The organism is Micromonospora sp. CPCC 206061, assembly GCF_036906915.1.
In the GTDB taxonomy this organism is placed as follows: Bacteria; Actinomycetota; Actinomycetes; order Mycobacteriales; family Micromonosporaceae; genus Phytohabitans.
The window spans coordinates 288,486-311,712 of the sequence record NZ_JBAKHX010000001.1; the positions used below are offsets into that span (position 1 = coordinate 288,486).

A 23,227-nucleotide genomic window follows, 5' to 3' on the forward strand; every position below is an offset into this window, starting at 1 on the left:
AATTTACCAGTAATAGTGATCCTGACCGACGCGCTTGCGGGTCCTTGCTTCGTAGCCTCGTTGAACAGCAACCAGTTGGAGAGGCGTATGAGACAACACCTGCTGACCTCCACGCAGATGGCCCGCTTCGTGGCGTACGGATCGGTGCGGCTGGACGCCGTCGTGCCGGCCGACATGAACGACGAGGCCGTGAAGGTCCTGACCGACGGCATCCCACCGGTGCCGTACGGCACGCCGGTGGCGGAGGCGTTCCCGGAGGGCTCGTTCGCCCGCCGGCTCGTCGACCTGCCCGAGATCGCCGGGGCGCTGCGCAGCCTCGTCGGGCCGGCGCCGACCGTCGACCACCACGCCGTCCACGTCCGCGAGGCGCGCGGCGGCGAGGCGCAGCCGCTGCACGGCGACGCCATCATCGACACCCGCGTGGACGCGTTCGACGTGCAGCTCATGTACTACCCGCAGGAAGTCACGCTGGACATGGGCGGCACGCTGAGCGTCCCCGGCAGCCACTTTCGGCGCACCAACGAAAGCGACACCGGGCGGTACCAGAATCTGCGCGGCCAGACCCGCTTGGTATGCCCGGCGGGCACCGTCGTCCTCCTACATCACGGCCTGTGGCACGGCGGTCGGCGCAACGACAGCGACACCGCCCGGTACATGTTCAAGATCCGTTTCAACCCGACGGTACGCCAGGTGCGGCTCTGGAACACCGACGACCTCGCCGACCCGCCGGTCGCCCAGACCCTGTCGACCTGGTTCCCCTGGTACGAGGGGGCCACCGGCCGGCTGGAGCTTTACAACCGGATCCGGATGTGGCGGGCGCTGACCGGTGACGACACCTTCGACATCGAGTACTGGATGACCCGGGTGTCCAACCGACCGCAGCGGGTCGCGTCATGAGCGCCCCTACCGAACCCGTTGTGCGCCAACAGGTCCTGGTGCTCTACCTGTCGACCTCCGCGCTGGACAGCGACGTCATCGGCTGGTCCAGGTACGACGGCACCGGCCGGACCTCACCGACCACGGGCGACAGCGACGAGCCTCCATACCGGACCGGTGTGGCCGCTCTGTGCGACGGCTGGCGCCTGATCCAGGCCTCCCCGCTGATCCCGCCATACCCCGGGCACGAGTACGACGTGTCGTTCCTCAAGCACGAGTTCTTCTTCGAGCGGCTGATGAGCGTGTCATAGCGGTTCGACGGGGCCGTCGCGGGCCGGTGGGCTCGCGACGGCCACGTGCTCGGGGGTGCTATCCCGCTTATGGTTGGCAGTGCCAGACCACGGGCTGGATGACTCCGTCGGCGTCGTCGGCCTGGCCAGCGACGACGCGGCCGTCCTCGCTGATCGTCGAGGCCATGTTGGCGGTGGCCGACTTGTGGTTGTCCATGTCCGGCAGCGTCAGCATGCCCCGGCCGGCGGACAGGACCGCCCGGCCCGTGTCGGTCGAGCCGACCAGCCAGCCGGAGTCGTTGGCCTCGCTGGGCAACATCGACACGGCGGCCAGCCTGGTGTACTCGCCGGTGGTCACGTCGAGCCGGACCGGCGTGACGCTGCGTTCCCGCCCCCCGCGGGCGAAAAGCTCCTCGCTGTACGCGACCCCATAGGCCCAGTTCCGCTGGATCGAGTACGGCCGGAAGTACTCCCCGTCGGACGGCTTGGGCAGCGCGCGCCCCGTCCCGTCGGGTCCCCACAGGTACGCCTGCGGCGACTTGTTGCCCTTGGCGCGCAGGAGCGCCAGCACGCTGCCGTCCTCGCTGACAGCCACCGCGTTGCCGGTCCAGCCGGACGGCACCGGCAGGTACGTGGCGGGTTCGGTCGCGGAGCGCCAGACCACCGGTACCGAGTCGGGGTTGCCACCGCCCTGGCCGACGATCACGCCGGCCTCGTTGATGGCGACCGCCTCGCCCGTCGCGACGCCCCGCAGCACGCTCACCTTCCCGTCCCGGTAGACGTACGGCAACGGTCCGGCGTCGTGCCATCCGGCGCCTACCGCGACACCGGCGGTGTTGGCGTCGCGCAGCGCCTGGTCCTTGCCCGGCACGTTCACCGTACGGGGGACGCCGTTGTCCCAGATCACCACCGGGTACGCGCCGCTTTGGCGCTCCGGGTACGCACGGCCCAGCAACAACCGGCCGGTCGGGTCCGCCCCGGTGACCAGGGCCATGGGGTGGCCGCCCGGGATGGGCAGCCGCGACACCGTACACGCCGTGGGCGGGGTCGGGGCCGGTGGCGGCGCCGTCGCTGGCGCCGTCGCGGCGATCGAGTCGCCCACCGACGGGTCCTCACCGGCCAGCGCGCCTGCCACCAGCGGCACGCTGGCGAGCGCCACCGCGGTCACCGCCGCGCAGGCGCCTATCCGGGACCAGCGCCTGATCCGGCGCTTGCGCCGCCCCTCGCTGACGGCCCGGGACACGTCCACCTTCGACGCCGTCGTGAGCTCCACGTCAAGGGTCCGCAGCACGGCGACCCCGTACCGCTCCTCAGACTCCACCGACCATCACTCCGTCCATGCCAGTGCCTTCGACCGATCACCCAACACCTGCCGCAAGGCCACCAACCCGTGATGGGTCTGGCTCTTGACGGTGCCCTCCGAGCAACCCAGGATCTCGCTCACCTCGGCGACCGGAAGGTCATAGAGGAACCTCAGGACCAGCACCGCCTGCTGGCGGGTCGGCAGCCCGGAGAGGGCGGCCCGCACGACGGTGCGGTCGTCGGCGCCGGTGTCGACCCAGTTCGGCCGGTCCGGGGTGGTCGCGAACAGGCGCACCCGCGACCAGGCCAGGCGCTTCTCGTCCAGAAACGTGCGCACGACGACCATGCGCACGTAGGCGTCCACGTTCGTCGCGGCCCGCGCCTTGTCCCAGTGCACGTAAAGCTTCGTGATCGCGTCCTGCACGATGTCGTCGGCACGGTGCTCGTCACCGCACAACAGGCAGGCCAACCTGCGCAGCGCCGGCAACCGCGCTGTGACGTACTCGACGTACTCCTGCTCCCAGGCGTCCCTCATCCGATTCCCTTCAGCGAGGTTCCCCTCTCAGACGGGATCACCGGCCGGATCGGTTGTATGGGATCTCGCGCGTCACCACGCCTACCGCGGGCATCCGCCACAGCCGTACCGTGCCGTCGCGGCTGCCGCTGGCGAGTGTCCCGCGGTCCGGGGCGAACGCGACGCAGCCGGTGGAGTCGGCGTGGCCGGTGAACGTGGTCGTCGGCCCATCCGGCGCCGACCAGAGTCGAACCTTCCGGTCGAATCCGCTGGCGAAGGCGACGTGCCGCCCGTCCGGGCTGAACCACGCCTCGAACACGCTCGAACCCTCACCGGGCGTGGCGAGATACGTGAGGGCGGGCGGATCGCCCGCCAGGCTCCATACCCGGACCACGCCGTCGCTGCCAGAGGTCACGACGCGGGAGCCGGCCGGGTCGAACCCGACGCTGAACACCTGGGGGGCGTAGCGGCTCTGGTGGGCGGAGACCCGGGCGACCTCCTTGCCAGCTGCCAGGTCCCACAGGAGCAGGTCGCCGTCGCTGCCGACGGCGAGCAGCTTGCCGTCCGGGTGGAACGCCGCCGCGTCGTCGTCGGCGTCGTTGCCGTCCAGGATCGTGCTGGCGGTGCCCTTCTCCAGGTCGTACAGCGTGACCGAGGTGCCGGCGATGGCGAGCGTCCTGCCGTCGGGGCTGAGAGAGAGTTGGCCGGTGCCGCGCTCCACCAGCGTCGCCAGGTGTTCCCCGGTCGAGACCCGCCACCGGTGGACGCCGTCCGTGTAGCTGCTGGTGAACACCGTCTCGCTGGCGCTGTCGAAGGCGACCTCGGTCTGGCTGGTCGTGGTGCCGACAGCCGCGATCCGCCGGCCGGTCGCCGCTTCCCACAGGTCCACCCGGTACGGGCCGACCCAGGCCGTCGTCGCCGCCACTGTCGCGATGATCTTCCCGTCCGGGCTGTACCGGACCTGCGCCACGGGCCCGTCGGGGTCGATGACCCGGCTGGCGAACGCGGGGGTTGCCTGGATCGTGGCGACCACGCCCGCGGTGGCCAGCACGAGCGCCGTACCGGCCGCGACCAGCGTCCGCGGCTGGCGCAGCAGCGGACGCCGTGGCCCGTCGGCCGGCCCGGCGAGGAGCCTGCGCGGGACGGTGGCCAGCGATACTCCGAGGCCAAGCGCCGCGACCACCGTCAGCCAGCCGGTCACCGGTGGTATGAGCGCTGGCCACCCGGCGAGGTGCTGCCAGCGGTCCCAGCCGTACGCCAGGACGTTGGCGACGGCGACTGCGCCCAGGACCAGCGGGGCGTGCCGCCGCCAACCCGCCAGCGGACTCCTGCGGGCGCACACGGCGCCGGCGACCAGCGCCAGGATCGCGGCCAGACCGTCGACCGGCGAAATCTCCAGCCGTCGCCATTCGTACACGTCTGCGACGATGCCGGCGAACGGATTCGTGCCGTCGCCGCTGTCGACCAGCGCGGGCCGGGCGAGCAGCAGCAGGGTCAGCGGCAACAGGGCCCACCACGCCCGCCGTCCACCGGCGCCAGCCAGGAGCAGACCGACCGCCAGCGCGGCGAACCCGACGCCGGTGGCGACCAGGTCGATCCGGACGGCCCCGGCGGCGTGCGCGGCGACGGCCGCCGCGAGGCCGCCCACGGCCACCGCGCCGGCGATCCGGACCTGCCGGGTCCGCGGTTCCGCTGGCGTCCGCGGCGCGGATCGACTCTCCACAGCGGCGGGCTCGTCGGCTGCCGGCCCATCGGGTACCGGGTCAGCGGGTACCAATTCAGCGGGTACCGGCGCGGCGGCCACCACGGCGTGCAGGCTGCCCTCGGCCACCACCAGTTCGGGCACCTCGGTGGCGATCGGCGCTATGCGCAGGGCACGGTGCAGCATGGTCGCCACCAGCGGCACGCGGCTCGCCCCGCCCACCAGAAACAGCCCGTCGACCTGCTCCGGCGGCACCGCCGATCCGCGCAACACCTGGAGGGTCAGCTCGACGGTCCGCCCCAGCGGCTCACGGGCCGCCTTGTCGAACTCTTCCCTGGTCAGGTGCGCGTCGGTGCCGACCAGCGGCACGTGCAGCGGCGCGGTGGCGTGCCTTGACAGTTGCTCCTTCGCCGCCCGGGCGCCGCGCCACAGCTGATGCCGCGCCTGCTGGTCGGTGGAGGACTGCGGCCAGTCGAGCCGGCTCCACGCGTCGGTGGCGCTCGCGGTCAGCGTGCGGACGTGGCCCACCACGGCGGCGTCCAGGTCGAGCCCGCCGACGTCGTCGAGGCCGCCGCTGGCCACCACCTCGAAACCGCCCGACGTGCGCCGTACGACGCTGACGTCGAACGTGCCGGCGCCCAGGTCGTACACGATGAGACCGTGGCCGGTGCGGACCCGCCGGCCGAGCACGGCCGTGAGGTACGCGGCGGCGGCGACCGGCTCCGCGACCAGCCGGACACCGGCGAGCCCGGCCCGCGCGGCCGCGTCGACGAGCACGTCGAGCCTGCTGCGGCCCCACGCGACGGGGTGGGTGAGCACGACGTCGTCGGGTGGGCTGCCGGCGACCCGCCGCGCCTCCGCGGCCACCCGGGCGAACACGCCGGCGATCAGATCTGGCACCGCCACTTCGCGGTCGCCGAGCCAGACCACGCCCTCGTCGATCCGGCGCTTCGGGTTGGCCTCGAAGGCGCCCGGGTCGGCGAGCGCGGCCCGCTCCGCGTCGCCGCCGGTCAGCAGTGAACGGTCGGCACCGGATGGCGCCGGGCCTGCCGGCACCGCCACGGCGGACGACAGCAGCGGGGACGAATCGAACAGCAGCGGCACGGCCGGCCGGTCCGGGATCGCTAGGACCGCGACGGTGCTGGAGGTGCCAAAGTCGATCCCGAGCCGATAGCCTCCCGCCACCACGCCACTCTAAGGGCGCCCGCCAACCCCTTTCTCAGGCCTTGGGGCGTTGGTTGATGCGGACCTGGTTGCCGGCCGGGTCGCGGAACGCGCAGTCCCGCACGCCGAAAGGCTGGTCAATCGGCTCCTGCATGACCTCGGCCCCGGTCGCCCGTATCGACTCGAACGTCGCGTCGACGTCGTCGGTCTCCAGCACCAGACCGCCCAGGGAGCCCTTGGCCAGCAGTTCCTTGAGCGCCTGCGCGTCCTCGGCGGGCCGGCCCGCGCCCACGGTCTGCAGGACGATGCCGAGCTCGGGCTGTGACGCGGGCCCGACGGTCAGCCAGCGCGCCTCTTCCATGGCGACGTCCTCGCGTACCTCGAAGCCGAGGGCGTCGCGGTAGAACGCCAGCGCGGCCTCGTGGTCGTCGACTTCCAGAAAGGTGTATCCGACAGCGATATCCATGCCAAGAACGCTACGAGCCCCGGCTGGCCTACGCTTCTCGATTCCTGCTCGGCCTGGTCACGACCTTTGCCCAGCATCCCGGGATGGTGGCGATGGCGGCGTGGTCGCGTGCCCGGTAGGCGCTCGGGCTCTCTCCGACCAGCTCGGTGAAGCGGGAGCTGAACGAGCCGAGGGACGTACACCCGACGGCCATGCAGACGTCGGTGACGCTCAGGTCGCCACGGCGAAGCAACAGCTTGGCGCGCTCGATCCGCCGCGTCATCAGATAGCTGTACGGCGTCTCGCCGTACGCCGCGCGAAACTGGCGGGAGAAGTGCGCCGGAGACATGAGGGCGGTGCGCGCCATCGCCGGCACGTCCAGCGGCCGCGCGTACTCCCGGTCCATCAGATCGCGGGCGCGCCGAAGGTGCTTGAGCTCGTCGGGCCTCACCCGACCAGCATAGATCGCACCCGGGACAGAGCCCGTACGACAACCTCGAAGCGAGTACCTCGTCCGCTTCTGGCCCACTACCTGGAGTACGGTGTGACGCCGATCCTGTCGATGATCGGTGCGTACCGGGACCGCAGCGGCTCGGTGTACCGGTCGCTGATGTAGGTGGTGCCGTCGAAGGCCGCGCGGCCGCTGCCGCCACCGGTGTCGACGTGCGCGGTGGCGCCGAACATGCCGGCGTTCTGGAAGGTGACCACGCCGTCGCCGGACGCGCCGCCGAACAGCGCCCGCGCCTGGTTCTTCGCCCTGTCCACCGTGGCCACGCCCTGCATGGTGTAGCTGACGTTGGGGAAACAACACAATCTCGGATGTGCATCATCGGCCGAACGGGAAGGCGGCCCGCCGTACCCACCGCCCACACTCGTCCAGGGCGAACCACCACAGCTCTGATGCCCAGCTGTGCAGCGGCAACACCTCCGCCAGCTCGGTCTCGGCCTCCTGGAGGGTGGCCCGGTTGCCCTCCCCGATGGTCAGGTGCGGCACCACGTCCTCGAACTCTCCGGCGTACCGTGGCGCTTCTGGCCACACTGCCGCGCTGCGGTCGGACAGCTCACGGAACAGCCGCTCCGGCGTCGGCGCGAGCCACAGAACCTCGTCGCCGAACCAGCGCACCTCCCCGAAGGTGGCGGCGGACGGCGCCGTCGTCGCGGCAGCTCGCGCACCTGAGCTAGCGTGGCGGTGTCGACGGTGGCGGCCGGTATCCACGGGAAGTGGATCGTGACGTGCGCGGGTACGCCGATTGGTGCTCGGGGATCGTGTCTCAGGCGGTGCGGCTCTACGGCGTGTTCGACGTCGGGGAACGGTATGACGAGGCCACTGTCAGCATCCATGACCAGAGTGTCTTCCGACCGCGAAGGACGCGCGACTTCGTTGCCAGCAAACTCGCGCACACCGCTTGAGCCGATTGGTCGGCGGCGCGCAAACTCGGTCGCATCGATCCCTGACGAAGGAGGGTCATCATGGCACTGCGGTTCCTCGGCAAAGATCCCGAAAGCCCGAACGGCGACTCCCCCACGCTGTACTACGACGAAGAGCGCGACACCTACCTGTTCCAGAGCTGGAAGGTCACCGACCCGGAACGGCTGGCGCAGATGAGCATCCCCGACCACGAGACTGTGATTGAGTTCCCGAAGCGGATGATGCGGTTCTTCCCGGAGGTGAACGGTGGCAGCGGAGCCGACGCTTGAGGATCTGATGTGCTCCTGCGAACACTCGGCAGTGCACCTGGAACTCCGCGACGGCTACAGCCGCAACGACCCGATGCTCGACGCGTGGCTCGCCGGAGTCCACCTCGACCCGGCGGACCGTGCCTCGTGGTGGCACCCGTGGCTGGAACTCGTCGCGGAGACCACCGGGCGGGGCGTGCAGATCCGGCGAGCGCGGATCGTCTCGGTGCCGGTCAGCGAGTACATCCGTTACGAGTACGACGTCACGTTCAGGAACGTGCTCGTCGGGGAGCAGGTGCGCTGGCTGCCCCGGCAACAGGCCACCGACATCGCGTTGCCGGGCAACGACTTCTGGCTGTTTGACGGCCAGCTTCTGCTCGTCCACCACTTCAGCGGCGAAGGCGACAAGGTGGGCGCCGAACTGGTACGCGACACCGCCGTCGTGCGGCTTTGCGGCTCGGCGTTCGAGGCGGTGTGGGAGCGCGCCACACCGCACGAGGACTTCCGGCCGGTCTGAGCGATCTCCCGTGGGGTCTCCGTCGTCCAGCGCGCAGCAAGCGCTCGAAGCGCTCGGCGCCCGCCTGCGCGAGATCCGCACCGACGCGGGCCTAAGCGGGCGTGACCTCGGCAAGCTCGCCGGCTGGCACTCGTCTAAGGTCAGCAAGATCGAGCACGCCAAGCAGACACCCTCGGCCGAGGACATCACCGCGTGGTGCGCCCACTGCGGTGCCGACGGGCAGGCAGCCGACCTCATCGCGTCGCTGCGCGCGGCCGAGGGCATGTACGTCGAGTGGCGGCGTATGGAGCGCACCGGTCTGCGGCTGGCACAAGAATCCGTGGTGCCGCTGTGGGAGCGGACGCGACGCTTCCGGATCTACTCCCCCGTCCTGATCCCCGGCCCCGTACAGACCCGCGCCTACATCGCGGCCAGACTCTCGGGTCTCCGCGATCGCCGCAGCCTGACGGACGACGTGGAAGCGGCCGTACAGGTACGAGTCGACAAGCAGCATGTGATCCACGAGGGAGACCACCGATTCGCCATCGTCCTGGAGGAGAGCGTGCTCCGGTACCCGGTCGGCGGCACCGAGACGATGGCGGGACAGCTCGGCCATCTACTCGTCGCCAGCACGCTTCCTTCGGTCTCGCTCGGCATCGTGCCGCTGGGCGCCGACCGGTCCGCGACGTGGCCCGTGGAGGGCTTCTGGATGTTCGACGACGAACAGATCAATGTGGAGCTGGTGTCCGGCCACCTGACACTTACTCAACCACGCGAGGTGGCCATGTACGCCGATGTGTTCGCGCAGCTGGCCGAGCAGGCTGTGTACGGCGCGGCGGCACGGTCGCTTGTCACAGCGGCTATCGCGACGCTCGATAGCTGATCCGCAAACTGACGCACACGGTCTCGGCATTGGCGAAGCTGTGCCGAAAACCCGCGCACTTCTATTGGGGCCACGAGGCCATCGTTCCTACCTTTCTCCACATCGGAATTCCTTCGAGGAGGTGGGCGATGCCGGCCAAGAGAGAACAGTTCGACCAAAGCCTGCGGGCACGCTGGCTGGGCGAACGGATGCGCAAGCTCCGCGACGAGCGCGGCCTGACGCTGAAGTACATCGCGGCGTACATCGGCGTGGAGTTTTCCACCCTGGCTCGCTACGAGCGGGCCGAGTGGCCGTTCCGCAAGGACCACGTAATCGCGCTGCTGGACGTCTACGGCGTGCGCGAGGAAACCGAGCGGGAGCGGCTGATCCAGCTCGCCTGTGACGCCTGGCGCGTCAACCGTTGGGAGCCGGACTTCGATGGAGCGATCGAGGACCCCCACTTCGTGGACTGCCTGTGGCTCGAATCCAGGTCCGAGCAGATCTGCGCCTACGGCACCATGGTCATACCGCCGCTGCTGTGCACCACCGACTACGCCCGTGCCCTGTTCTACGGCACCCACGGCCGCGACGCGCCGGAGTACAAAGTGGACAAGTGGCTGGCGCTGCTCGCGGAGCGACAGAAGGTACTGAACGCCGTCCGAGTACGCCGCGGTCACGGCGGGCAGGGAGGGTGCCGTGCCGACGGTGGTGGCGACGTCCACTGTGGTCTGCCCCACCGACGTCAGCGTGGCGAGGTTGTCTCCGGCGAGCCCTGCCACCTGCGCGTCGGTGAGGGCGGTGTCGTAGACGCGGAAGTCGTCCAGCGCGCCGGCGATCCCCTCAGTTCGTGTGCGGCGGCGAGGATGAGGTAGCTGCTGGCGGTCCAGGTGTAGGCGCGGTCGCGTAGACCGGCGCCGGTTTCGGCGTCGAAGTTCTCGGCGAAGCCGGACTTCTCGCACAGGGTACGGAAGCGGTGGCTGATTTCGTCGGCGAGGTCGGTGTGGCCGGCGCGGCGCAGGCCGTCTTCGATGAGCACGGTGGAGGGTGCCCAGATGGGGCCGCGCCAATAGCCATCGGCGGCGTAGTGGGGCGAGTCGACCGGTTCGGTGGCCAGGCCGTGCGCGGTCAGGTGCGTTTCGATGCGGCGGGCGAGCGCGTCGGCGACGTGGCCGGGCAGGTCGGCGCCCAGGACGATGGGCATGAGGTCGAGCAGGCTGGTGCTGGCCCGTGGTTGGCCGGTTTCGGCGCCGCGGGCGGTGAAGCGTTCGCCGTTCCACAGCTGGCCGAGCATGGCGGCCTGAATCCGGTCGGCGGTTTGTGCCCATCTGGCTGTGGGCTCGCCAAGCTCGTTGGCCAGGTCGGCCAGGCAGCGAAGTTGGAGGACGAGGAAGGCGGCCAGGTCCGCGGTCTCGATGACGCGGTCGCCGTCGAAGGTGGTGGCGTTGTCCCAGCCGCTGTCGTTGCCGTGCTGGTAGTGCGGCAGGTCGTGGCCCGGGACGCGGCGCGACTCCAGCCAGAACCCGGTCCAGGCGGCCAACCGCTCGTACGTCTCGGCCAGCCGCGAGCGATCCGCCGTCGCGTCGAGAAGCCGCCGCAAGGCCCACCCGTGGATGGGCGGCTTGACATAGTTGTATAGGACCTCCGAGTGGGTGACCGAGTCCGGCAGGGCGCCGCTCGGATCCTGGTGGTCGAACGGGAGCTGAAACTGGTCCCACGCCAACTCTGGCTGACCGGCGGCGAGCGCGAGGGCGTTGAAGCAGTGGTCCCAGCTCCACACCTTGTCCATCCAGTGCTTGGACATCAGCACGGCGGGTCGGGCGAGGAAGCCGGCCGGGGCGACGGTCGCCGACCACAGCACGTACGCGGCCAGCTCGGCGGCGGGTGTTCGCGGGCCGCGCCACGGCGCCACCGCGTCGGCGAACGCGGTGAACGCGGCCGCCGCGGCGTTCACGATTTCGTGGAAGGGGACGGTGGACGCGTACGGGCGTCGGGCGGTCTCGTACTCTTCGATGGCGACTTCCCACGGCTGTCCGGCCGGCAGCGTGAGGTGCCGGTCGGCGGCGCCGAGGGCCTGCACGCCGGCGGATCCGGCCGGTTCGCCGCGCAGCACGGTGAGGCGGTAGCGGCGGCCGGTCTCGTAGGCGGTGAACACGTGCGAGCCGTCGACCGGGTCGCGGTAGAGGTAGGTGCCGCTGAACGGGGTCAAGGCGGGCGCGGCCGCTGCGATCCGCATGCCGAGGCCGTCGCCACGGAGCCGGATCGTGTCCGGGCTCTCGTAGGCCAGCTCGACCCTGCCGGTCTCGTGCCGCCACGTCAGTTGGGCCGGCGTCGCGATGACAGCTGTGTCCGCGACGGACGGTGTGAAGCGGAGTACGGGATGCAGGCCGGTCTGGTGCGATATCAGGTGCAGGTCGTCGGCGTGCGTGTGCTTGGCCACCACCGGTGAGATGTTGAGCCAGGATCCGCGGTAGCTGAACGGGATGTCCTGGATGGAGAACATAGGTGGTAGCTCACTTTCTCAGTCTTTGATGGCGCCGGCCGTCACACCCGCGGCGACGTACCGCTGGGCGATGATCAGCAGGATCGTTGCGGGGATGGAGGCCACCACGGCGGTGGCCATGATGGCGTTCCACTGCTGGTTGTTGTTGCCGATGTACTGGTAGATGCCGAGCGTGATCGGCCGGTGGTCTCCGCCGCCATCCAGAGTGGACGCGAATATGAAGTCCGACCACGCCCACAGAAAGGCGAACAGCGACACGGTCACGATGGAGTTGCGGCTGACCGGCAGCACCACCGACCAGAAGGTTCGCAGCCGGCCGGCCCCGTCGACCACAGCGGCCTGCATCAGCTCGTCCGGTATCCCGGACATGAAGGCCGTGAAGATCAGAACGCCGAACGGCACCGCGATCGTCGAGTCGGCCAGGATCAGGCCGGGGATCGAGTTGAGCACGCCGAGGTTGAGGTAGATGGCGTAGAAGCCCATCGCCATGATGATTCCGGGAATCATCTGGGCGATCAGCAACACGAAGCTGAGTGCCCCGCCGCCGACCGGTCGCAGCTTGGCCAGCGCGTAGCCGGCCGGCGCCGCCAGCATCACGGTCAGCGCGACCGTGCCGAGCCCTACTAGCAGGCTGGTGCCGAGGTACGGCAGCTGCTGGTCCAGCACCGCCCGGTACCCCTCAAGCGTCCCGTCGACCGGAAACAGATGCGGTGGGTCGGCCCGCATGTCCTGGTCACGGGTGAACGATACGTTGACCATCCAGTAGACCGGGAAGAGCATGACAGCTGTCAGCACCAGCCCGATGACTGTCTTGATTGGACTTTTCATGCCCACTGCCTTCGCTGGAGCCGGACGTAGACCAGGCCGAAGACCAACGCCATCACGATCAGCAGGTTGCCGACGGCGGCGCCCGGTCCGAACGCGGGCAGCAGGTTGCCGAACCCGAGCCGGTACGACCACGTGGCGAACGTCGTGGAGGAGTCGGTCGGGCCGCCCCTCGTCATGATCCAGATGATGTCGAAGACCTTCAGCGTGTAGATCAGGCCGAGCAGCAGCGTGATCGCCGACACCGGGCGCAGCAGCGGGAACGTGATCCGCCAGAACCGCTGCCACCCGGTCGCGCCGTCCAGCGACGCCGCCTCGTACAGGGTCGTGGGGATCCCCTGCAGGCCGCTGTAGAGCACCACCAGGTTGAACGGGATGCCGATCCAGATGTTCGCGATGATCACGGAGGCCAGCGACCACTGCGGCGAGGTGAGCCAGTTGACCGGTTCGACACCGACCGCGCCGAGCGCGGCGTTGACCACGCCGGCGTCGCTGTTGAGCATCCACGACCACGTCGAGGCCGACACGATCAAAGGCAACAGCCACGGTACGAGGAACAGCGCACGCAGCGTGCCGGACAGCGGGAAGTGTTGGTGGAAGAAGACCGCCAGCGCCATGCCGATGCAGAACTGGAAGGCCAGTGACGCCACGGTGAAGACCACCGTGTGCAGCAGCGCCGGGCCGAAGGTGGGGTCGGACAGGATCTTGCTGTAGTTGTCCAGCCCGGCGAACGGTGCTCCACCTTGGACGAACGAGCGGACGGTGTACTCGCGCAGGCTCAGCTCGACGTTGCGATAGAGCGGGTAGGCGTAGAACGCCAGGAGGTAGACGGTCACCGGGGCCAGGAAGGCCCATGCGGCCCACTCGCCCCGGTGCCCGTATGTCTTACTTCGTCGCACCGGCGGCCGTGGTCTGCGCGGCGGACAGCGCGTCCTGTGGCGACTTCGCACCGCTGAGGGCGGCCTGCATCGCGGTCCACAGCGGCTCGGAGATCTTCGGGTACTTGGTGCCCAGGTTGTCACCGGTGCGTCCCTTGGCGGCCCGCACGGCGTCGACCCAGACCTTGAGCTTGGCGTCCGCGGCGACCTGCTTGTCCTGCACCGCGGCCACCGGAGCGATGTACGAAAGCGTGGTGTCGGTGGTGAGCAGGTTGTCCGCGCTGGTCAGGCACGCCACCAGCTTCTGAGAGGTCGCGTACCGGCCGGTGTCGCTCTGCACCGGGATCGAGACGAACTCGCCACCGGTGGGAGCCGGTGCGGTGCCGCCATCGCTGGCCGGAACGGGGATGATCCCGTACTCGAAGCCGAGCTTCTCCGCGTTGGCCAGCTGCCATGTGCCGTTCTCGCTGAACGCGTAGTCGCCGCTGGCGAACTCCTGCCAGCTCGTGGTCTGGGTGTTGTTGATGACCGAGTTCGGCGCGTACCCCTTCTTCAGCCAGTCTGTCCACAGTGTCAGTGCGGAGACCGCCTGTGGCGAGTCCAGCGCGGTCAGCTGCGCGCCGGAGCCCCAGAACCACGGCAGGAACTGGAAGCTGCCCTCCTCGGTGCCGATCGCGGAGAAGGTGATGCCCTTCTTGCCGGCGCTCTTGACCTTGGCCAGCGCCGCGGTGAGCGTCGGCCAGTCCTTGATGGACGCGACATCCACGCCCGCCGCGCTCAGCACGGCCTTGTTGTAGTAGAGGGCAAGGGTGTTCGCGCCGATCGGCACGCCGTACGTCTTGCCGCCGCTCTGGCCGGCGCCGAGCAGGTTCGGCTCCATCGCCGAGGTGTCGAGCTTGGTCTCCTCGGTCGTGGTCAGCGCTCCCGCCTCCGCGAGCGTCGAGATCACCGGGTTGTCGATGATCAGCACGTCGGGCGAGTTGTCCTGCTGCGCGGCCAGCAGGGCCTTGTTGGTCAGGTCGGTGGTGTCGTAGCCGGTCCGCTCGACGGTCACCCCGGCGGAGGTGCCGCAGCTCTTGAGCAGCTTCACCCACGCGGAGTCGTCGTCGAACTGCGGGTACGGGTCCCAGATGGCGTACGTGCCGCCGCCGGAGTTCTCCGGCGAGTCGTCGCCGGAGGACGAGCAGGCGGCGCCACCGGCGAGCGCGACGGCGGCCAGGGCGGCGCCAACGGCGCGCCATCCGCGAGCGGGGGTCTTCATATCGATGCTCCTCTGGGGTAGCGAATCGGTTCGCGGAATCGGTTCGACAGAAGATAGGACCGCATTCCTACGGCGGTCAAGTGGCCTTGACATCGATTCGAAACATCTTCTACGCTCCTAGCGAACCGATTCGCTACCTCCAGCGTTGCTCTAAGCTGCACTTCGTGAGGGATACGAGATGAACATCGGCGAGATCGCCCGCAGGGCCGGGGTGTCGCGCAGCACCGTCTCGTACGCGCTGAGCGGCAAACGTGTCGTCTCCGAAGAGACCCGCCAGCGCATCCAGGCCGTCATCGACGAACTGGACTACCGCCCCAACGCCGCGGCCCGCGCCCTGAAGGAGGGCCGCACCCGCACCCTCGGCCTGGTCATCCCGCCGGCCAGCCTGCGCCTCACCGACATGCAACTGGGCTTCGTCGCCAGCGTGGTCGAGGCGGCCGCCCGCGTCGACCTCGACGTGCTGCTGTCCCCCTCTGGCGGCGACCACGACCGCTCCTTCGAGCGGATCGTCAGCGGCCGGCGGGTCGACGGCGTCATCCTGATGGAGATCCGCCTGGAAGACGAGCGCGTCACCCGTCTCCAGCAGACCGGCCTGCCGTTCGTCACCATCGGGCACACCGCCCACCCGCAGGGCACCTGCTGGGTCGACGTCGACTACGCCACGCTTGTCGCCCGGTGCGTACACCACCTCGCCGACCTGGGCCACCGCCACATCGCCCTGATCAACCGATCGGCCGAACTTGTCGCCGCCGGCTACGGGCCGGCCCAGCGCGCCCTGACCGGGTTCACCCAGGCCATCACCCAGCGCGGGCTGACCGGCGTCGACCTCTGCTGCGCCGACGACGCACCCGGCGGCGAGGCCTGCCTCGAACAGCTGCGCGACCAACACCCGGACGTCACCGCCATCGCCACCATCAACGAGGCCGCGCTGCCCGGCATCCAGCGCGCCCTCGAACGCGCCCAGATCTCCGTACCCACGGACATGTCCATCGCCGGCATCGCCGCCCGGCACTGGGCCGAGGACTTCCGCCCTCCCCTGACCGCCGCCGACGTGCCGACCGAGATGGGCAACCACGCCGTCGATCTGCTCCTGGAGCGAATCGCCACCCCCGACGCGCCGCCCCGGCACCTGCTGCTCACCCCGCCGATATCCCTTCGCTCCAGCACCGGACCGGTACCCACCCGGTAACCCCGCCTCCGGACACCCCGGGACGAGCCCCCGCTCGCCCCGCGATCATCCCTGCCCCCCACCCCCGAAGGAGCAGACCATGCGACGAACCCTGCTCGCGCTCAGCGCGCTCGTCGCCACGTCCCTCATCACCGATGCCGCGCCCGCACGGGCCGCGGACGAGTCCATCACCGTCAACTTCTCCGTCGCCGGCGGCAACCCGACGTACCGCGCGTCAGGCTGGATCTACGGCATGACCGAGAACGCCTCCGGGCCAGCCGACCACTTCTACCGTGACGTCAAGTTCCGCTACATGCGCGCCGGTGGAGCGCAGCTCGGCCAGCCGGGCGGCTGGGTCGCCGGCACCTACCAGCGGCGGTGGAACTCGACGCTGGCACAGGCACGCCGCACCATCGCGCTCGGCGGCCAGTTCGTCCTGCTCCCCCACGACCTGTGGGGCGCCGACGGGTACCCGATCTCACGCTTCCCGGGCGACAACGGCAACTGGACCGACTACGACGCCTTCCTCACCCGTCTGATCAGCGACGTACGCGCGGCGGGGATCGCCGTGCAGTGGGACATCTGGAATGAGCCGAACCTGGGTCTGTTCTGGAACCGCTCGCAGGCGCAGTACTTCGAGCTGTGGCGCCGCACCTACCAGCGGCTGCGCGCCGAGTTCCCCAGCCACCTGCTCGTCGGCCCGAGCTGCGCCTGCGTGCCGTCGACCGGAGGTTGGTGGGTCCAGTACCTCGACTTCATCCGCGCCAACAACGTCGTGCCGGACATCATCAGCTGGCACAGCCTGCCCGGCGACCCGGTCGCCAACGTCGCCACCGCCAACACGACACTCAACTCGCGCGGCATCCCGCACCCGCGCCCATACCAGATCAACGAGTACGGGTCGACGAGCGAGCAGAACCCCGGCGACGGCTCCTGGTACATCGCGCGGCTCGAACGGGCCGGCGCCGACGGGCTGCGCGCCAACTGGGCCAGCACCGCGAACCTGCACAACGACCTCGGCAACCTGCTCGTGCGCAACTCGGCCGGCCAGCACCTGCCCAAGGGCGAGTGGTGGGTCTACCGCTTCTACGGCTCGCAGACCGGCCTGATCTCGTCCGTCACGCCGAGCCCGGCGTACGACGCCTTCGCCACCAAGGACAGCGGCGTCGCCAAGATCCTGGTCGGCGGTGGCGGCACCACCGGTAACATCGCCGTCAACCTGCAACGCCTCGACACGACCAGCGGCATCGTGCAGAACAACCAGGTGCGCGTCGTCGCCCAGCGCATCCCGCACAACGGCGGCGGCGCCGTGCAAGGCCCGATCACCATCGCCAACTCGGTCGTGACGCTGTCAGGCAACGCCACCACGGTAAACCTGCCGCACACCAACGCCAACGACACCTTCACCCTCACGCTCCTGCCACCGTCTGACGGCGGTTTCCAATCCGTGGCGGTCGCGCAGCACTCCCAGCAATGCCTGGACAACACCAACCTGAGCACGGCGGACGGCAACCAGCAGCAGCAGTTCTACTGCGAGGGCGGCGACCAGCAGGTGTGGAACTTCCGCCCCGTGGCCGGCGTCGCCAACACGTACACGGTCGTGAACCAGCAGAGCGGCAAGTGCCTCGACGTCAGCAGTATGTCCACTGCGGACGGTGCCGCGGTGCGGCAGTGGAGCTGTAACGGCGGCACCAACCAGCAGTTCACGCTGCGGAAGGTCACGTACGCCGGCAACGACCCCCACGACTACCAGCTCGTCGCCCGGCACAGCGGCAAGTGCGTGGACGTCAGCGCCATCTCGACGGCGGCACGCGCCGTCGTCCACCAGTGGACCTGCAACCCCACCACCCAAGCCACCCCGGCCAACCAGACCTGGCGCCTCTGGGCCCGCTAGCCCGCTCCCAGCTCCGCCGATCAAGGGCAGACGCACGTGGTTCGATCTCGGATCCACGTGCGTTTGCCCTTGATCGACACGCATCTCCTTGATCGAGATCCTAGAAACGTTCGGCGTTACCCGCGCGCCTGGACCAGGGCCTCACTCCCCGGCAGGTGCGGGCTCGGGAGAGCCCGCTGGAGGACTTCCGGGCCGCGCTCGGCGCCGACGGCGTCGAGGTGGAGTGGCCCGGCTGAGCGGTCACTGACCAGACCGGCTCACCGGGAGATGTCGAGGGTCGCGATGAGGTCCTCGTGGAGCTCGAACCAGACCCGGTGACACGAGTCGACCTCTATGCCCGTGATCCACTCTGGACGATCGACGGCCCGGGCCAGCGCGCCGCTGAACCGGTCGTGGTAACCGGTGAAGCGGGTCAGGTGCGCGGTCAGGCGTCGTTCGAGGGCGCGGAGCCCATCGGCGATGTCCGCGAGCTGGCCGCGTACGTCCCCGTCGTGCCCGAGCTGCGCCGCCGTGAAGACCCGAGACGCCGCGGCGTTGAAGGGGAGGAACTCCTCGTGGACGGCGTCGACGGCATCGCGGGCACCGGCGGCGGCGAGCTCGTCGCGTAGCTCGGACTCGTTTCGCTGGCGGCCCGTAGTCGTGAGTGACCAGCCAGCCAGGTCGGCGAAGGACGATCTGGTGACCCAGCCGTGGGCCTGCGCGTCGAGCAGGTACTCGTGGGTGTCATGAGTGTCGAGGTCGAAGCGGGCCGCGACAGCGGCGGTGTCGGCGTGCCCTTTGAGCCGCACCGCGTGAAGTACCAGCAGTTCGGTGGCCGACGGGTGGGTCATCGGGGACGCCTTTCAAGGTGTACGGGTAGTGCGGCGACCGTGCCGAGGGTGCCGTCGATGGTGACGTGTTCTCCGTCGGGGACGCGGGTCGTCGCGCCGGTGGCGCCGACGACGGCGGGGATCCGGTACTCCCTCGCGACGATCGCCGCGTGGCACAGGACCCCGCCGGTTTCGGTGACGACGCCGGCGGCGAGGCGAAACAGGGGTGTCCAGGCCGGGTCGGTCGTCCGGCACACGAGGACGTCGCCGCGCTGTACGCGGGAGAAGTCGTCGACCGAGCGCACCAGGCGTGCCGGTCCCCGCACGCGGCCAGGGCTGCTGGGCACACCCGTGACCAGCGTCGGGCCGGTATCCGGATCCGGCCGGCCGACCGGCGAGGTGAGGGTGGTGATGGGCCGCGACTGCAGGATCCAGACGCTGCCGCCGCGTACCGCCCACTCGACGTCCTGGGGCCGGCCGAAGAGGTCTTCGCAGCGCCGGCCGAGGGCCACGAGCCGGGTGACCTCGTTGGGGGCCAGGCAGCCGCGCGCACGCGCCGCTGCCGGGACGGACGTGCGGACCAGGCCGCGCTCACCCAGGTCGACCCGGGTCTGTTTGGTGCCGACGGTCGTGCGGACGGCGTCCGTTGGCGGGGTCACGGTGAGCTCATCCGGAACGACCTCGCCGGAGACGACGGACTCCCCCAACCCCCAGGAGGCGTTGATCACGAGCCGGTCGGCGCCGCTTCGAGGGTCGCGGGTGAAGAGCACCCCCGCGTGGTCGGCCTCGACGAGTTTCTGCACGATGACCGGCGCGCTTGCCTCGCCGTCGAGGTCCAGGTGCGTGCGATAGTTCTGGGCCCTTCGCGTACGCGTCGAGGCGGCGCAGCGCTGGATGGCGGCCAGCACCTCGTCGAGGCCCCGAGAGCCGAGGACGGTCGCGAGCTGTCCGGCGAAGGAGGCCGTTTCGGTGTCCTCGGCCACTGCTGACGATCGGACCGCCACCGCCCCGGCGCCCAGCCGGCGCAGGTGCGCCGCGATCAGTCGGGGATCGGTGGCCGGGTCGGTGACGACGAACCCGTCCGGGACCGGAAGGCCGGCGCGCAGCAGGACGGCGAGGGCGGAGGCCTTGTGGCCGTGGCCGCGGTCCGCCTGCGCCAGCGGTGTGACGCTCACGGCAGCCGAGCCACCACGCGTTCGTGCCGCTGCTGCGCCGCCTGAGCGGTGCGCAGTCCGAGCGCCTCGGCGATCTGCGCCCAGGTCAGCCCTTCCGCGCGGGCGACGAACAGCAGCCCCGCCTCCATCTGGTCCAGCTCGCTGCGCGCTGCGGCCAGCAACGTGACCGCGGCGAACAGGTCTTCGGGTATCTGCAGGGCGTCGCGATCGGTGTTGGCGCGCCACAACGCCTGGCGGATCAGCGTGACGGCGTCGTGGGGCTGACCGCTGATCATCCACGGAAGCCGGGGCAGGTCCTTGCCACCGCGATCCATCAACCGTTGCCGCGCCTGTTGCTCGACCTCGGCGACGGCCTCGTCTCCCGATCCACCACTCATGCCACCCAGCGTTCCCTTCAACAACTTGTTTGTCAACAACTTGTTGATATACCGTCCCGCCCATGCCCATCGCCCTCGTCCTGGACGTCGACGGTGTCGTGTGCCCGGCATCGGGGTTCAGCCCATTCGGCGAGCTCGTCGAGGTCGGGATCGCACTCCAGCCGGTGCTCGTCGCGCCAGCGCTGTGCGCCGCACTCACCAACCTCGCCGCGCCACCCGACGTCACCCCGGCCTGGCTCACCAGCTGGCTGCCGCAGACACGCCAAGCCATGCGATCCCCGTTCCCCGGGCACGCGTGGGAGCAGATCGAGCTTGAGCCCGGCGGCGACGGGTGGCCCAAGTGGTCGGCGCTGAACGCCTGGCTGGCCCGCAACCCCCAGATCACCCGGCTCGCCTGGGTCGACGACGACCTCACCGACCGTGCCCCGCTCTACACCAAAGAGCTGCGCCGCCGCGGCCTCGACGCCCTGATGATCGCCCCCGCGACCGACTACGGCATGACCCCCCACCACGTCGCCCGCTTGAACCACTGGTGCGCCCGCCACACCCTCTAAAGCATCCTAGGACAATAGGCTGTCGCGAGGCTCCCACACGCCGCGCTCCCGCGCCGCCGGCGGCCGCCTTGGGCCACCCGCGGCCGAATGCCGACGTGACGCCGCCACAGCGGGAAGCAGCGGCCTCGGGCCGCCCGGGACTAGAGGCCCATGTCCTGGCGCAGGGCCGCGACCATCCGGACGTTCCGGACGTACTCCTCGGCGGTCGTGGCCTCGCTGGCCTGGTTCAACCCGTGCGGCCAGAAGTGCGCGCCGTCCGCGAAGAGCACCGCCGAGCTGCCGTCCAGGGCACGGAGCTGGTTGATCGCGTTGGTGCCGGTCCACCGGCCGCCGGAGACGTAGGAGGACCAGTTCCTGTGCGTGCCCACGCCGAGGGTGTGCGCGATCTCGTGCATGGCGGTGGCCTGGACCATCGTCGACTTCGCGCCGAAGCGGATGGTGCCGTTGATGTTGCCGTCGGCCGTCGGCACGCTGGGCTCGTAGTAGATCGACAGCGACTTGCCGACGCTGAGGTAGCAGTTGTAGTGCGTCAGGGCCAGGTTCATGGCCTTGGTGATCCGGTCGTACGAGTCGAGTTGGTCGGCGGTCGGCGACGAGGCCCGGTTCAGGGTGTAGGTGATCCCGCCCGAACCCGGGCACCCAGCGCCGCCGGTGGTGCTGCTCCACCGCTGGTTGCCGCCGCCGTTGCAGGTCCACAGGATGATCGCGGTCCCGTTGGCGGTGCCGCCGCCGTTGGCGTCGAGGCAGAGGCCGGACTGGGCGCTGGTGATGGTGCCGTTGCCGTTGATGTTCCACTGCTGGTTGGCGCCGCCCGTGCAGTCCCAGATGACCACCTGGGTGCCGGCCGTGGTGCCGTTGTTGTACGCGTCCAGGCACTTGGTGCCCGCGTACGCCCTCAGCTGCCGGCCAGAGGCGTAGTTCCACTGCTGGTTGCTTCCGCCGTTGCAGTCGTACAGCTTCACCTGTGTGCCGTTGGTCGTGCTCGCGCTGGGCACGTCGACGCAGCGGCCGGACGGGACGCCGCGGATCGCGCCGACGGCGGCCGAGGCCGGGGCGGCGATCACCAACAGGGAGCCGGCCAGCGCGGCGACGGCCGCGGTGGCCACGGCGAGGGCCGGGCGGAGGAGGCGGAGGTTGGACATGCTCTGACTCCTCAAGGCCAGGGGAACCGCTTTCCGCAGAACGTACACATTTAGATATTTGGATGCAAGCGCTCATCGGCGACCGCACGCCCGCGCAGGCGTGCGGAAACGTCGCCGCGTGACGCCCACTCCGTTCGCTGATCCCCGCGACCTTCACCGGTCGCGGGGATCGATGTTCAGGCGCCGGCGATCACGGGTGGGAGGTCGTCGAACCAGCCCAGCATCGCGCGCTCGTACGCGATCCCGAACCTCAACGTGGCTATCGCGTATGGTTCCGCCTCGGTCGCCTCGGGCGGCAGCGCCGCGTCGATCTGCTCGTACGTGGCCAGGCGATCCGCGTGCACCTGCCGGTGTCTGGCCACGATCGCGGCCAGCCGTTCGGCGGGCAGGTGCCGGCCGAACATCACCGTCAGCAGCAGGGGAAATCGGATCGTCTCCGGATCGGGTTCGCGCGAGACCCACGCGACGAACGCGGCCCGGCCGGCGTCGGTGATGGCGTACGGGCGCCGGTCTCGCCGGCCGCGTTCCTGCGCCTCGACCAGTCCGTCGGCCGCCATGGCGGCCAGTTCCCGGTACACCTGGCTCTGCGTGAGGGACCAGAAGTCACCGATGCGGGACTGGGCGGTGGCGACGAGGTCCCAGCCGGACATCGGCTGCTCGTGCAGGAAACCGAGCAGCGACGCGGCGGTCGCGTTCAGCGGGCGAGCGGTCATCCGCGATACCTCCTTGACATGTCATTGTGTCAGGTCGCACGATGGGGTGACGACATTCCACTTAGATAGGTCACGGGGGCGTTTCCATGGACTGGTTGCATCCCGCGCTCGTCGGAGTCCACGCCACCGCCGGCGGCCTCGGTCTCCTGCTCGCCGGCCCGGTGATGCTGGCGCCCAAGCGGCGCGGCCGGCATCCGCTGCTGGGCCGGGCGTACGCGATCAGCGCCGGCGTGCTCTGCCTGACCGCATTCGGCCTGGTCGCATACGACCCGGCGGGCCTGGTGGGACTGGCCGTGCTCGGCACCCTCGCCGTGGTGTGGATCGCCGGCGGCGTGTGGCTGGCTCGCCGGCGGCCGGTGTTGCGCGGCAGCCGCCACGCCTGGCGGGTCTGGCATCTGAGCCTCATGGGCAGCAGCGTGATCGCCTTGGTCACCGCCTTTCTCATTCAGGTGGCCGAGGGCCATCTGGTCGCCTGGGTCGCACCGACCGTCGCGGGAACGCTGCTCATCACGTTCGCCAACATCCGCGAGCTGGCCCGCCAGGCGGCTCGCCCGGCGACGCTCACTTCCTGATGGCCCGTGCCGCGTGTGGCGGCGGACACGA

Annotated in this window: 25 protein-coding genes and 1 pseudogene; 10 read left to right on the forward strand and 16 right to left on the reverse strand. The window is 70.0% G+C overall.

All coding sequences use genetic code 11. The features are described 5' to 3' along the window. The first annotated feature begins 87 nt into the window (after positions 1 to 87). Together V6V89_RS01295 and V6V89_RS01300 are read left to right on the forward strand one after the other, a co-directional pair. Positions 88 to 897, forward strand: a complete 810-nt coding sequence (locus tag V6V89_RS01295) for a phytanoyl-CoA dioxygenase family protein (RefSeq protein WP_334616996.1) — start codon at positions 88 to 90, stop codon at positions 895 to 897. A 20-nt stretch (positions 898 to 917) separates the two neighbouring features. Then, positions 918 to 1,187 (forward strand): hypothetical protein, encoded by a 270-nt coding sequence (locus V6V89_RS01300; protein ID WP_334616997.1) that lies wholly within the window; start codon positions 918 to 920, stop codon positions 1,185 to 1,187. 67 nt (positions 1,188 to 1,254) lie between these two features. Here V6V89_RS01300 and V6V89_RS01305 read toward each other — a convergent pair whose 3' ends face one another. The 7 genes from V6V89_RS01305 to V6V89_RS01335 all read right to left on the reverse strand — a co-directional run bounded on the left by V6V89_RS01305 (position 1,255) and on the right by V6V89_RS01335 (position 7,509). Further along, on the reverse strand, positions 1,255 to 2,487 hold the full coding sequence (locus V6V89_RS01305; RefSeq protein WP_334616998.1) for a hypothetical protein: 1,233 nt from the start codon (positions 2,485 to 2,487) through the stop codon (positions 1,255 to 1,257). Between the two features lie 6 nt (positions 2,488 to 2,493). Next, a complete protein-coding gene (locus V6V89_RS01310) occupies positions 2,494 to 3,003 on the reverse strand; it encodes a SigE family RNA polymerase sigma factor (RefSeq protein WP_334616999.1) in 510 nt (169 codons plus the stop codon). A 37-nt stretch (positions 3,004 to 3,040) separates the two neighbouring features. Further along, positions 3,041 to 5,869, reverse strand: a complete 2,829-nt coding sequence (locus tag V6V89_RS01315; RefSeq protein WP_334617000.1) for an Hsp70 family protein — start codon at positions 5,867 to 5,869, stop codon at positions 3,041 to 3,043. A 34-nt stretch (positions 5,870 to 5,903) separates the two neighbouring features. Continuing rightward, on the reverse strand, positions 5,904 to 6,314 hold the full coding sequence (locus V6V89_RS01320; protein ID WP_334617001.1) for a VOC family protein: 411 nt from the start codon (positions 6,312 to 6,314) through the stop codon (positions 5,904 to 5,906). 28 nt (positions 6,315 to 6,342) lie between these two features. After that, on the reverse strand, positions 6,343 to 6,699 hold the full coding sequence (locus tag V6V89_RS01325) for a helix-turn-helix transcriptional regulator (protein WP_334617204.1): 357 nt from the start codon (positions 6,697 to 6,699) through the stop codon (positions 6,343 to 6,345). A 122-nt stretch (positions 6,700 to 6,821) separates the two neighbouring features. Then, positions 6,822 to 7,067: a hypothetical protein gene (locus V6V89_RS01330; protein WP_334617002.1), complete on the reverse strand. Its 246-nt coding sequence runs from the start codon at positions 7,065 to 7,067 to the stop codon at positions 6,822 to 6,824. 52 nt (positions 7,068 to 7,119) lie between these two features. Then, on the reverse strand, positions 7,120 to 7,509 hold the full coding sequence (locus tag V6V89_RS01335) for a 2'-5' RNA ligase family protein (RefSeq protein ID WP_334617003.1): 390 nt from the start codon (positions 7,507 to 7,509) through the stop codon (positions 7,120 to 7,122). Between the two features lie 254 nt (positions 7,510 to 7,763). On the opposite strand from V6V89_RS01335, the gene V6V89_RS01340 reads away from it, so the two are divergent. The 4 genes and pseudogenes from V6V89_RS01340 to V6V89_RS01355 all read left to right on the forward strand — a co-directional run. Further along, a complete protein-coding gene (locus V6V89_RS01340; RefSeq protein ID WP_334617005.1) occupies positions 7,764 to 7,991 on the forward strand; it encodes a hypothetical protein in 228 nt (75 codons plus the stop codon). Beyond that, complete coding sequence (locus tag V6V89_RS01345) at positions 7,969 to 8,487, forward strand: DUF6879 family protein (protein WP_334617007.1); 519 nt, start codon at positions 7,969 to 7,971, stop codon at positions 8,485 to 8,487. Before V6V89_RS01340 ends, V6V89_RS01345 begins: the two co-directional genes overlap by 23 nt. A 10-nt stretch (positions 8,488 to 8,497) precedes the next feature. Continuing rightward, positions 8,498 to 9,349, forward strand: coding sequence for a helix-turn-helix domain-containing protein (locus V6V89_RS01350; protein WP_334617008.1), 852 nt, complete (start codon positions 8,498 to 8,500; stop codon positions 9,347 to 9,349). A gap of 128 nt (positions 9,350 to 9,477) precedes the next feature. Then, positions 9,478 to 9,969 (forward strand): annotated as a pseudogene (locus tag V6V89_RS01355) (Scr1 family TA system antitoxin-like transcriptional regulator); the annotation flags it as partial. Positions 9,970 to 10,070: 101 nt separating this feature from the next. Here the strand turns inward: V6V89_RS01355 and V6V89_RS01360 are convergent. Genes V6V89_RS01360 through V6V89_RS01375 form a run of 4 tightly spaced genes read right to left on the reverse strand, consistent with a single transcriptional unit; the run spans position 10,071 to position 14,792 of the window. Next, positions 10,071 to 11,828, reverse strand: coding sequence for an amylo-alpha-1,6-glucosidase (locus V6V89_RS01360; protein WP_334617009.1), 1,758 nt, complete (start codon positions 11,826 to 11,828; stop codon positions 10,071 to 10,073). Between the two features lie 18 nt (positions 11,829 to 11,846). Beyond that, positions 11,847 to 12,656: a carbohydrate ABC transporter permease gene (locus V6V89_RS01365; protein WP_334617010.1), complete on the reverse strand. Its 810-nt coding sequence runs from the start codon at positions 12,654 to 12,656 to the stop codon at positions 11,847 to 11,849. Then, on the reverse strand, positions 12,653 to 13,489 hold the full coding sequence (locus V6V89_RS01370) for a carbohydrate ABC transporter permease (protein ID WP_334617011.1): 837 nt from the start codon (positions 13,487 to 13,489) through the stop codon (positions 12,653 to 12,655). The genes V6V89_RS01365 and V6V89_RS01370 overlap by 4 nt, the downstream gene beginning before the upstream one ends. A gap of 49 nt (positions 13,490 to 13,538) precedes the next feature. Then, positions 13,539 to 14,792 carry a sugar ABC transporter substrate-binding protein gene (locus V6V89_RS01375; RefSeq protein WP_334617012.1) on the reverse strand — a complete coding sequence of 418 codons (1,254 nt, stop codon included), beginning with the start codon at positions 14,790 to 14,792 and terminating at the stop codon, positions 13,539 to 13,541. A gap of 178 nt (positions 14,793 to 14,970) precedes the next feature. Between V6V89_RS01375 and V6V89_RS01380 the strand changes: the two genes are divergently transcribed. Continuing rightward, on the forward strand, positions 14,971 to 15,981 hold the full coding sequence (locus V6V89_RS01380) for a LacI family DNA-binding transcriptional regulator (RefSeq protein WP_334617014.1): 1,011 nt from the start codon (positions 14,971 to 14,973) through the stop codon (positions 15,979 to 15,981). 79 nt (positions 15,982 to 16,060) lie between these two features. Then, on the forward strand, positions 16,061 to 17,854 hold the full coding sequence (locus V6V89_RS01385; protein ID WP_334617015.1) for an RICIN domain-containing protein: 1,794 nt from the start codon (positions 16,061 to 16,063) through the stop codon (positions 17,852 to 17,854). Between the two features lie 257 nt (positions 17,855 to 18,111). Here the strand turns inward: V6V89_RS01385 and V6V89_RS01390 are convergent, their stop codons facing one another. Genes V6V89_RS01390 through V6V89_RS01400 form a run of 3 tightly spaced genes read right to left on the reverse strand, consistent with a single transcriptional unit; the run spans position 18,112 to position 20,215 of the window. After that, complete coding sequence (locus V6V89_RS01390) at positions 18,112 to 18,684, reverse strand: transcriptional regulator (RefSeq protein WP_334617016.1); 573 nt, start codon at positions 18,682 to 18,684, stop codon at positions 18,112 to 18,114. Further along, positions 18,681 to 19,838 (reverse strand): PEP/pyruvate-binding domain-containing protein, encoded by a 1,158-nt coding sequence (locus tag V6V89_RS01395; protein WP_334617018.1) that lies wholly within the window; start codon positions 19,836 to 19,838, stop codon positions 18,681 to 18,683. Before V6V89_RS01395 ends, V6V89_RS01390 begins: the two co-directional genes overlap by 4 nt. Further along, positions 19,835 to 20,215 (reverse strand): DNA-binding protein, encoded by a 381-nt coding sequence (locus V6V89_RS01400; protein ID WP_334617020.1) that lies wholly within the window; start codon positions 20,213 to 20,215, stop codon positions 19,835 to 19,837. Before V6V89_RS01400 ends, V6V89_RS01395 begins: the two co-directional genes overlap by 4 nt. Positions 20,216 to 20,277: 62 nt before the next feature. Here V6V89_RS01400 and V6V89_RS01405 point away from each other — a divergent pair, with 62 nt between their 5' ends. Further along, complete coding sequence (locus V6V89_RS01405) at positions 20,278 to 20,769, forward strand: HAD domain-containing protein (RefSeq protein ID WP_334617021.1); 492 nt, start codon at positions 20,278 to 20,280, stop codon at positions 20,767 to 20,769. Positions 20,770 to 20,909: 140 nt separating this feature from the next. Here the strand turns inward: V6V89_RS01405 and V6V89_RS01410 are convergent, their stop codons facing one another. Together V6V89_RS01410 and V6V89_RS01415 are read right to left on the reverse strand one after the other, a co-directional pair. Continuing rightward, on the reverse strand, positions 20,910 to 21,911 hold the full coding sequence (locus V6V89_RS01410; protein ID WP_334617023.1) for an RICIN domain-containing protein: 1,002 nt from the start codon (positions 21,909 to 21,911) through the stop codon (positions 20,910 to 20,912). A 176-nt stretch (positions 21,912 to 22,087) separates the two neighbouring features. Continuing rightward, positions 22,088 to 22,624: a PadR family transcriptional regulator gene (locus tag V6V89_RS01415; protein WP_334617024.1), complete on the reverse strand. Its 537-nt coding sequence runs from the start codon at positions 22,622 to 22,624 to the stop codon at positions 22,088 to 22,090. 86 nt (positions 22,625 to 22,710) lie between these two features. Between V6V89_RS01415 and V6V89_RS01420 the strand changes: the two genes are divergently transcribed. Next, positions 22,711 to 23,196, forward strand: coding sequence for a hypothetical protein (locus V6V89_RS01420; protein ID WP_334617026.1), 486 nt, complete (start codon positions 22,711 to 22,713; stop codon positions 23,194 to 23,196). Positions 23,197 to 23,227: the final 31 nt, after the last annotated feature.

Excerpts from the sequence above, each read along its gene's own strand:
- V6V89_RS01295 (WP_334616996.1), top strand. The coding sequence starts at position 88 with ATGAGACAACACCTGCTGACCTCCACGCAGATGGCCCGCTTCGTGGCG.
- V6V89_RS01310 (WP_334616999.1), bottom strand. The coding sequence starts at position 3,003 with ATGAGGGACGCCTGGGAGCAGGAGTACGTCGAGTACGTCACAGCGCGG.
- V6V89_RS01320 (WP_334617001.1), bottom strand. The coding sequence starts at position 6,314 with ATGGATATCGCTGTCGGATACACCTTTCTGGAAGTCGACGACCACGAG.
- V6V89_RS01325 (WP_334617204.1), bottom strand. The coding sequence starts at position 6,699 with ATGGACCGGGAGTACGCGCGGCCGCTGGACGTGCCGGCGATGGCGCGC.
- V6V89_RS01340 (WP_334617005.1), top strand. The coding sequence starts at position 7,764 with ATGGCACTGCGGTTCCTCGGCAAAGATCCCGAAAGCCCGAACGGCGAC.
- V6V89_RS01360 (WP_334617009.1), bottom strand. The coding sequence starts at position 11,828 with ATGTTCTCCATCCAGGACATCCCGTTCAGCTACCGCGGATCCTGGCTC.
- V6V89_RS01365 (WP_334617010.1), bottom strand. The coding sequence starts at position 12,656 with ATGAAAAGTCCAATCAAGACAGTCATCGGGCTGGTGCTGACAGCTGTC.
- V6V89_RS01375 (WP_334617012.1), bottom strand. The coding sequence starts at position 14,792 with ATGAAGACCCCCGCTCGCGGATGGCGCGCCGTTGGCGCCGCCCTGGCC.
- V6V89_RS01380 (WP_334617014.1), top strand. The coding sequence starts at position 14,971 with ATGAACATCGGCGAGATCGCCCGCAGGGCCGGGGTGTCGCGCAGCACC.
- V6V89_RS01385 (WP_334617015.1), top strand. The coding sequence starts at position 16,061 with ATGCGACGAACCCTGCTCGCGCTCAGCGCGCTCGTCGCCACGTCCCTC.
- V6V89_RS01390 (WP_334617016.1), bottom strand. The coding sequence starts at position 18,684 with ATGACCCACCCGTCGGCCACCGAACTGCTGGTACTTCACGCGGTGCGG.
- V6V89_RS01400 (WP_334617020.1), bottom strand. The coding sequence starts at position 20,215 with ATGAGTGGTGGATCGGGAGACGAGGCCGTCGCCGAGGTCGAGCAACAG.
- V6V89_RS01405 (WP_334617021.1), top strand. The coding sequence starts at position 20,278 with ATGCCCATCGCCCTCGTCCTGGACGTCGACGGTGTCGTGTGCCCGGCA.
- V6V89_RS01410 (WP_334617023.1), bottom strand. The coding sequence starts at position 21,911 with ATGTCCAACCTCCGCCTCCTCCGCCCGGCCCTCGCCGTGGCCACCGCG.
- V6V89_RS01415 (WP_334617024.1), bottom strand. The coding sequence starts at position 22,624 with ATGACCGCTCGCCCGCTGAACGCGACCGCCGCGTCGCTGCTCGGTTTC.
- V6V89_RS01420 (WP_334617026.1), top strand. The coding sequence starts at position 22,711 with ATGGACTGGTTGCATCCCGCGCTCGTCGGAGTCCACGCCACCGCCGGC.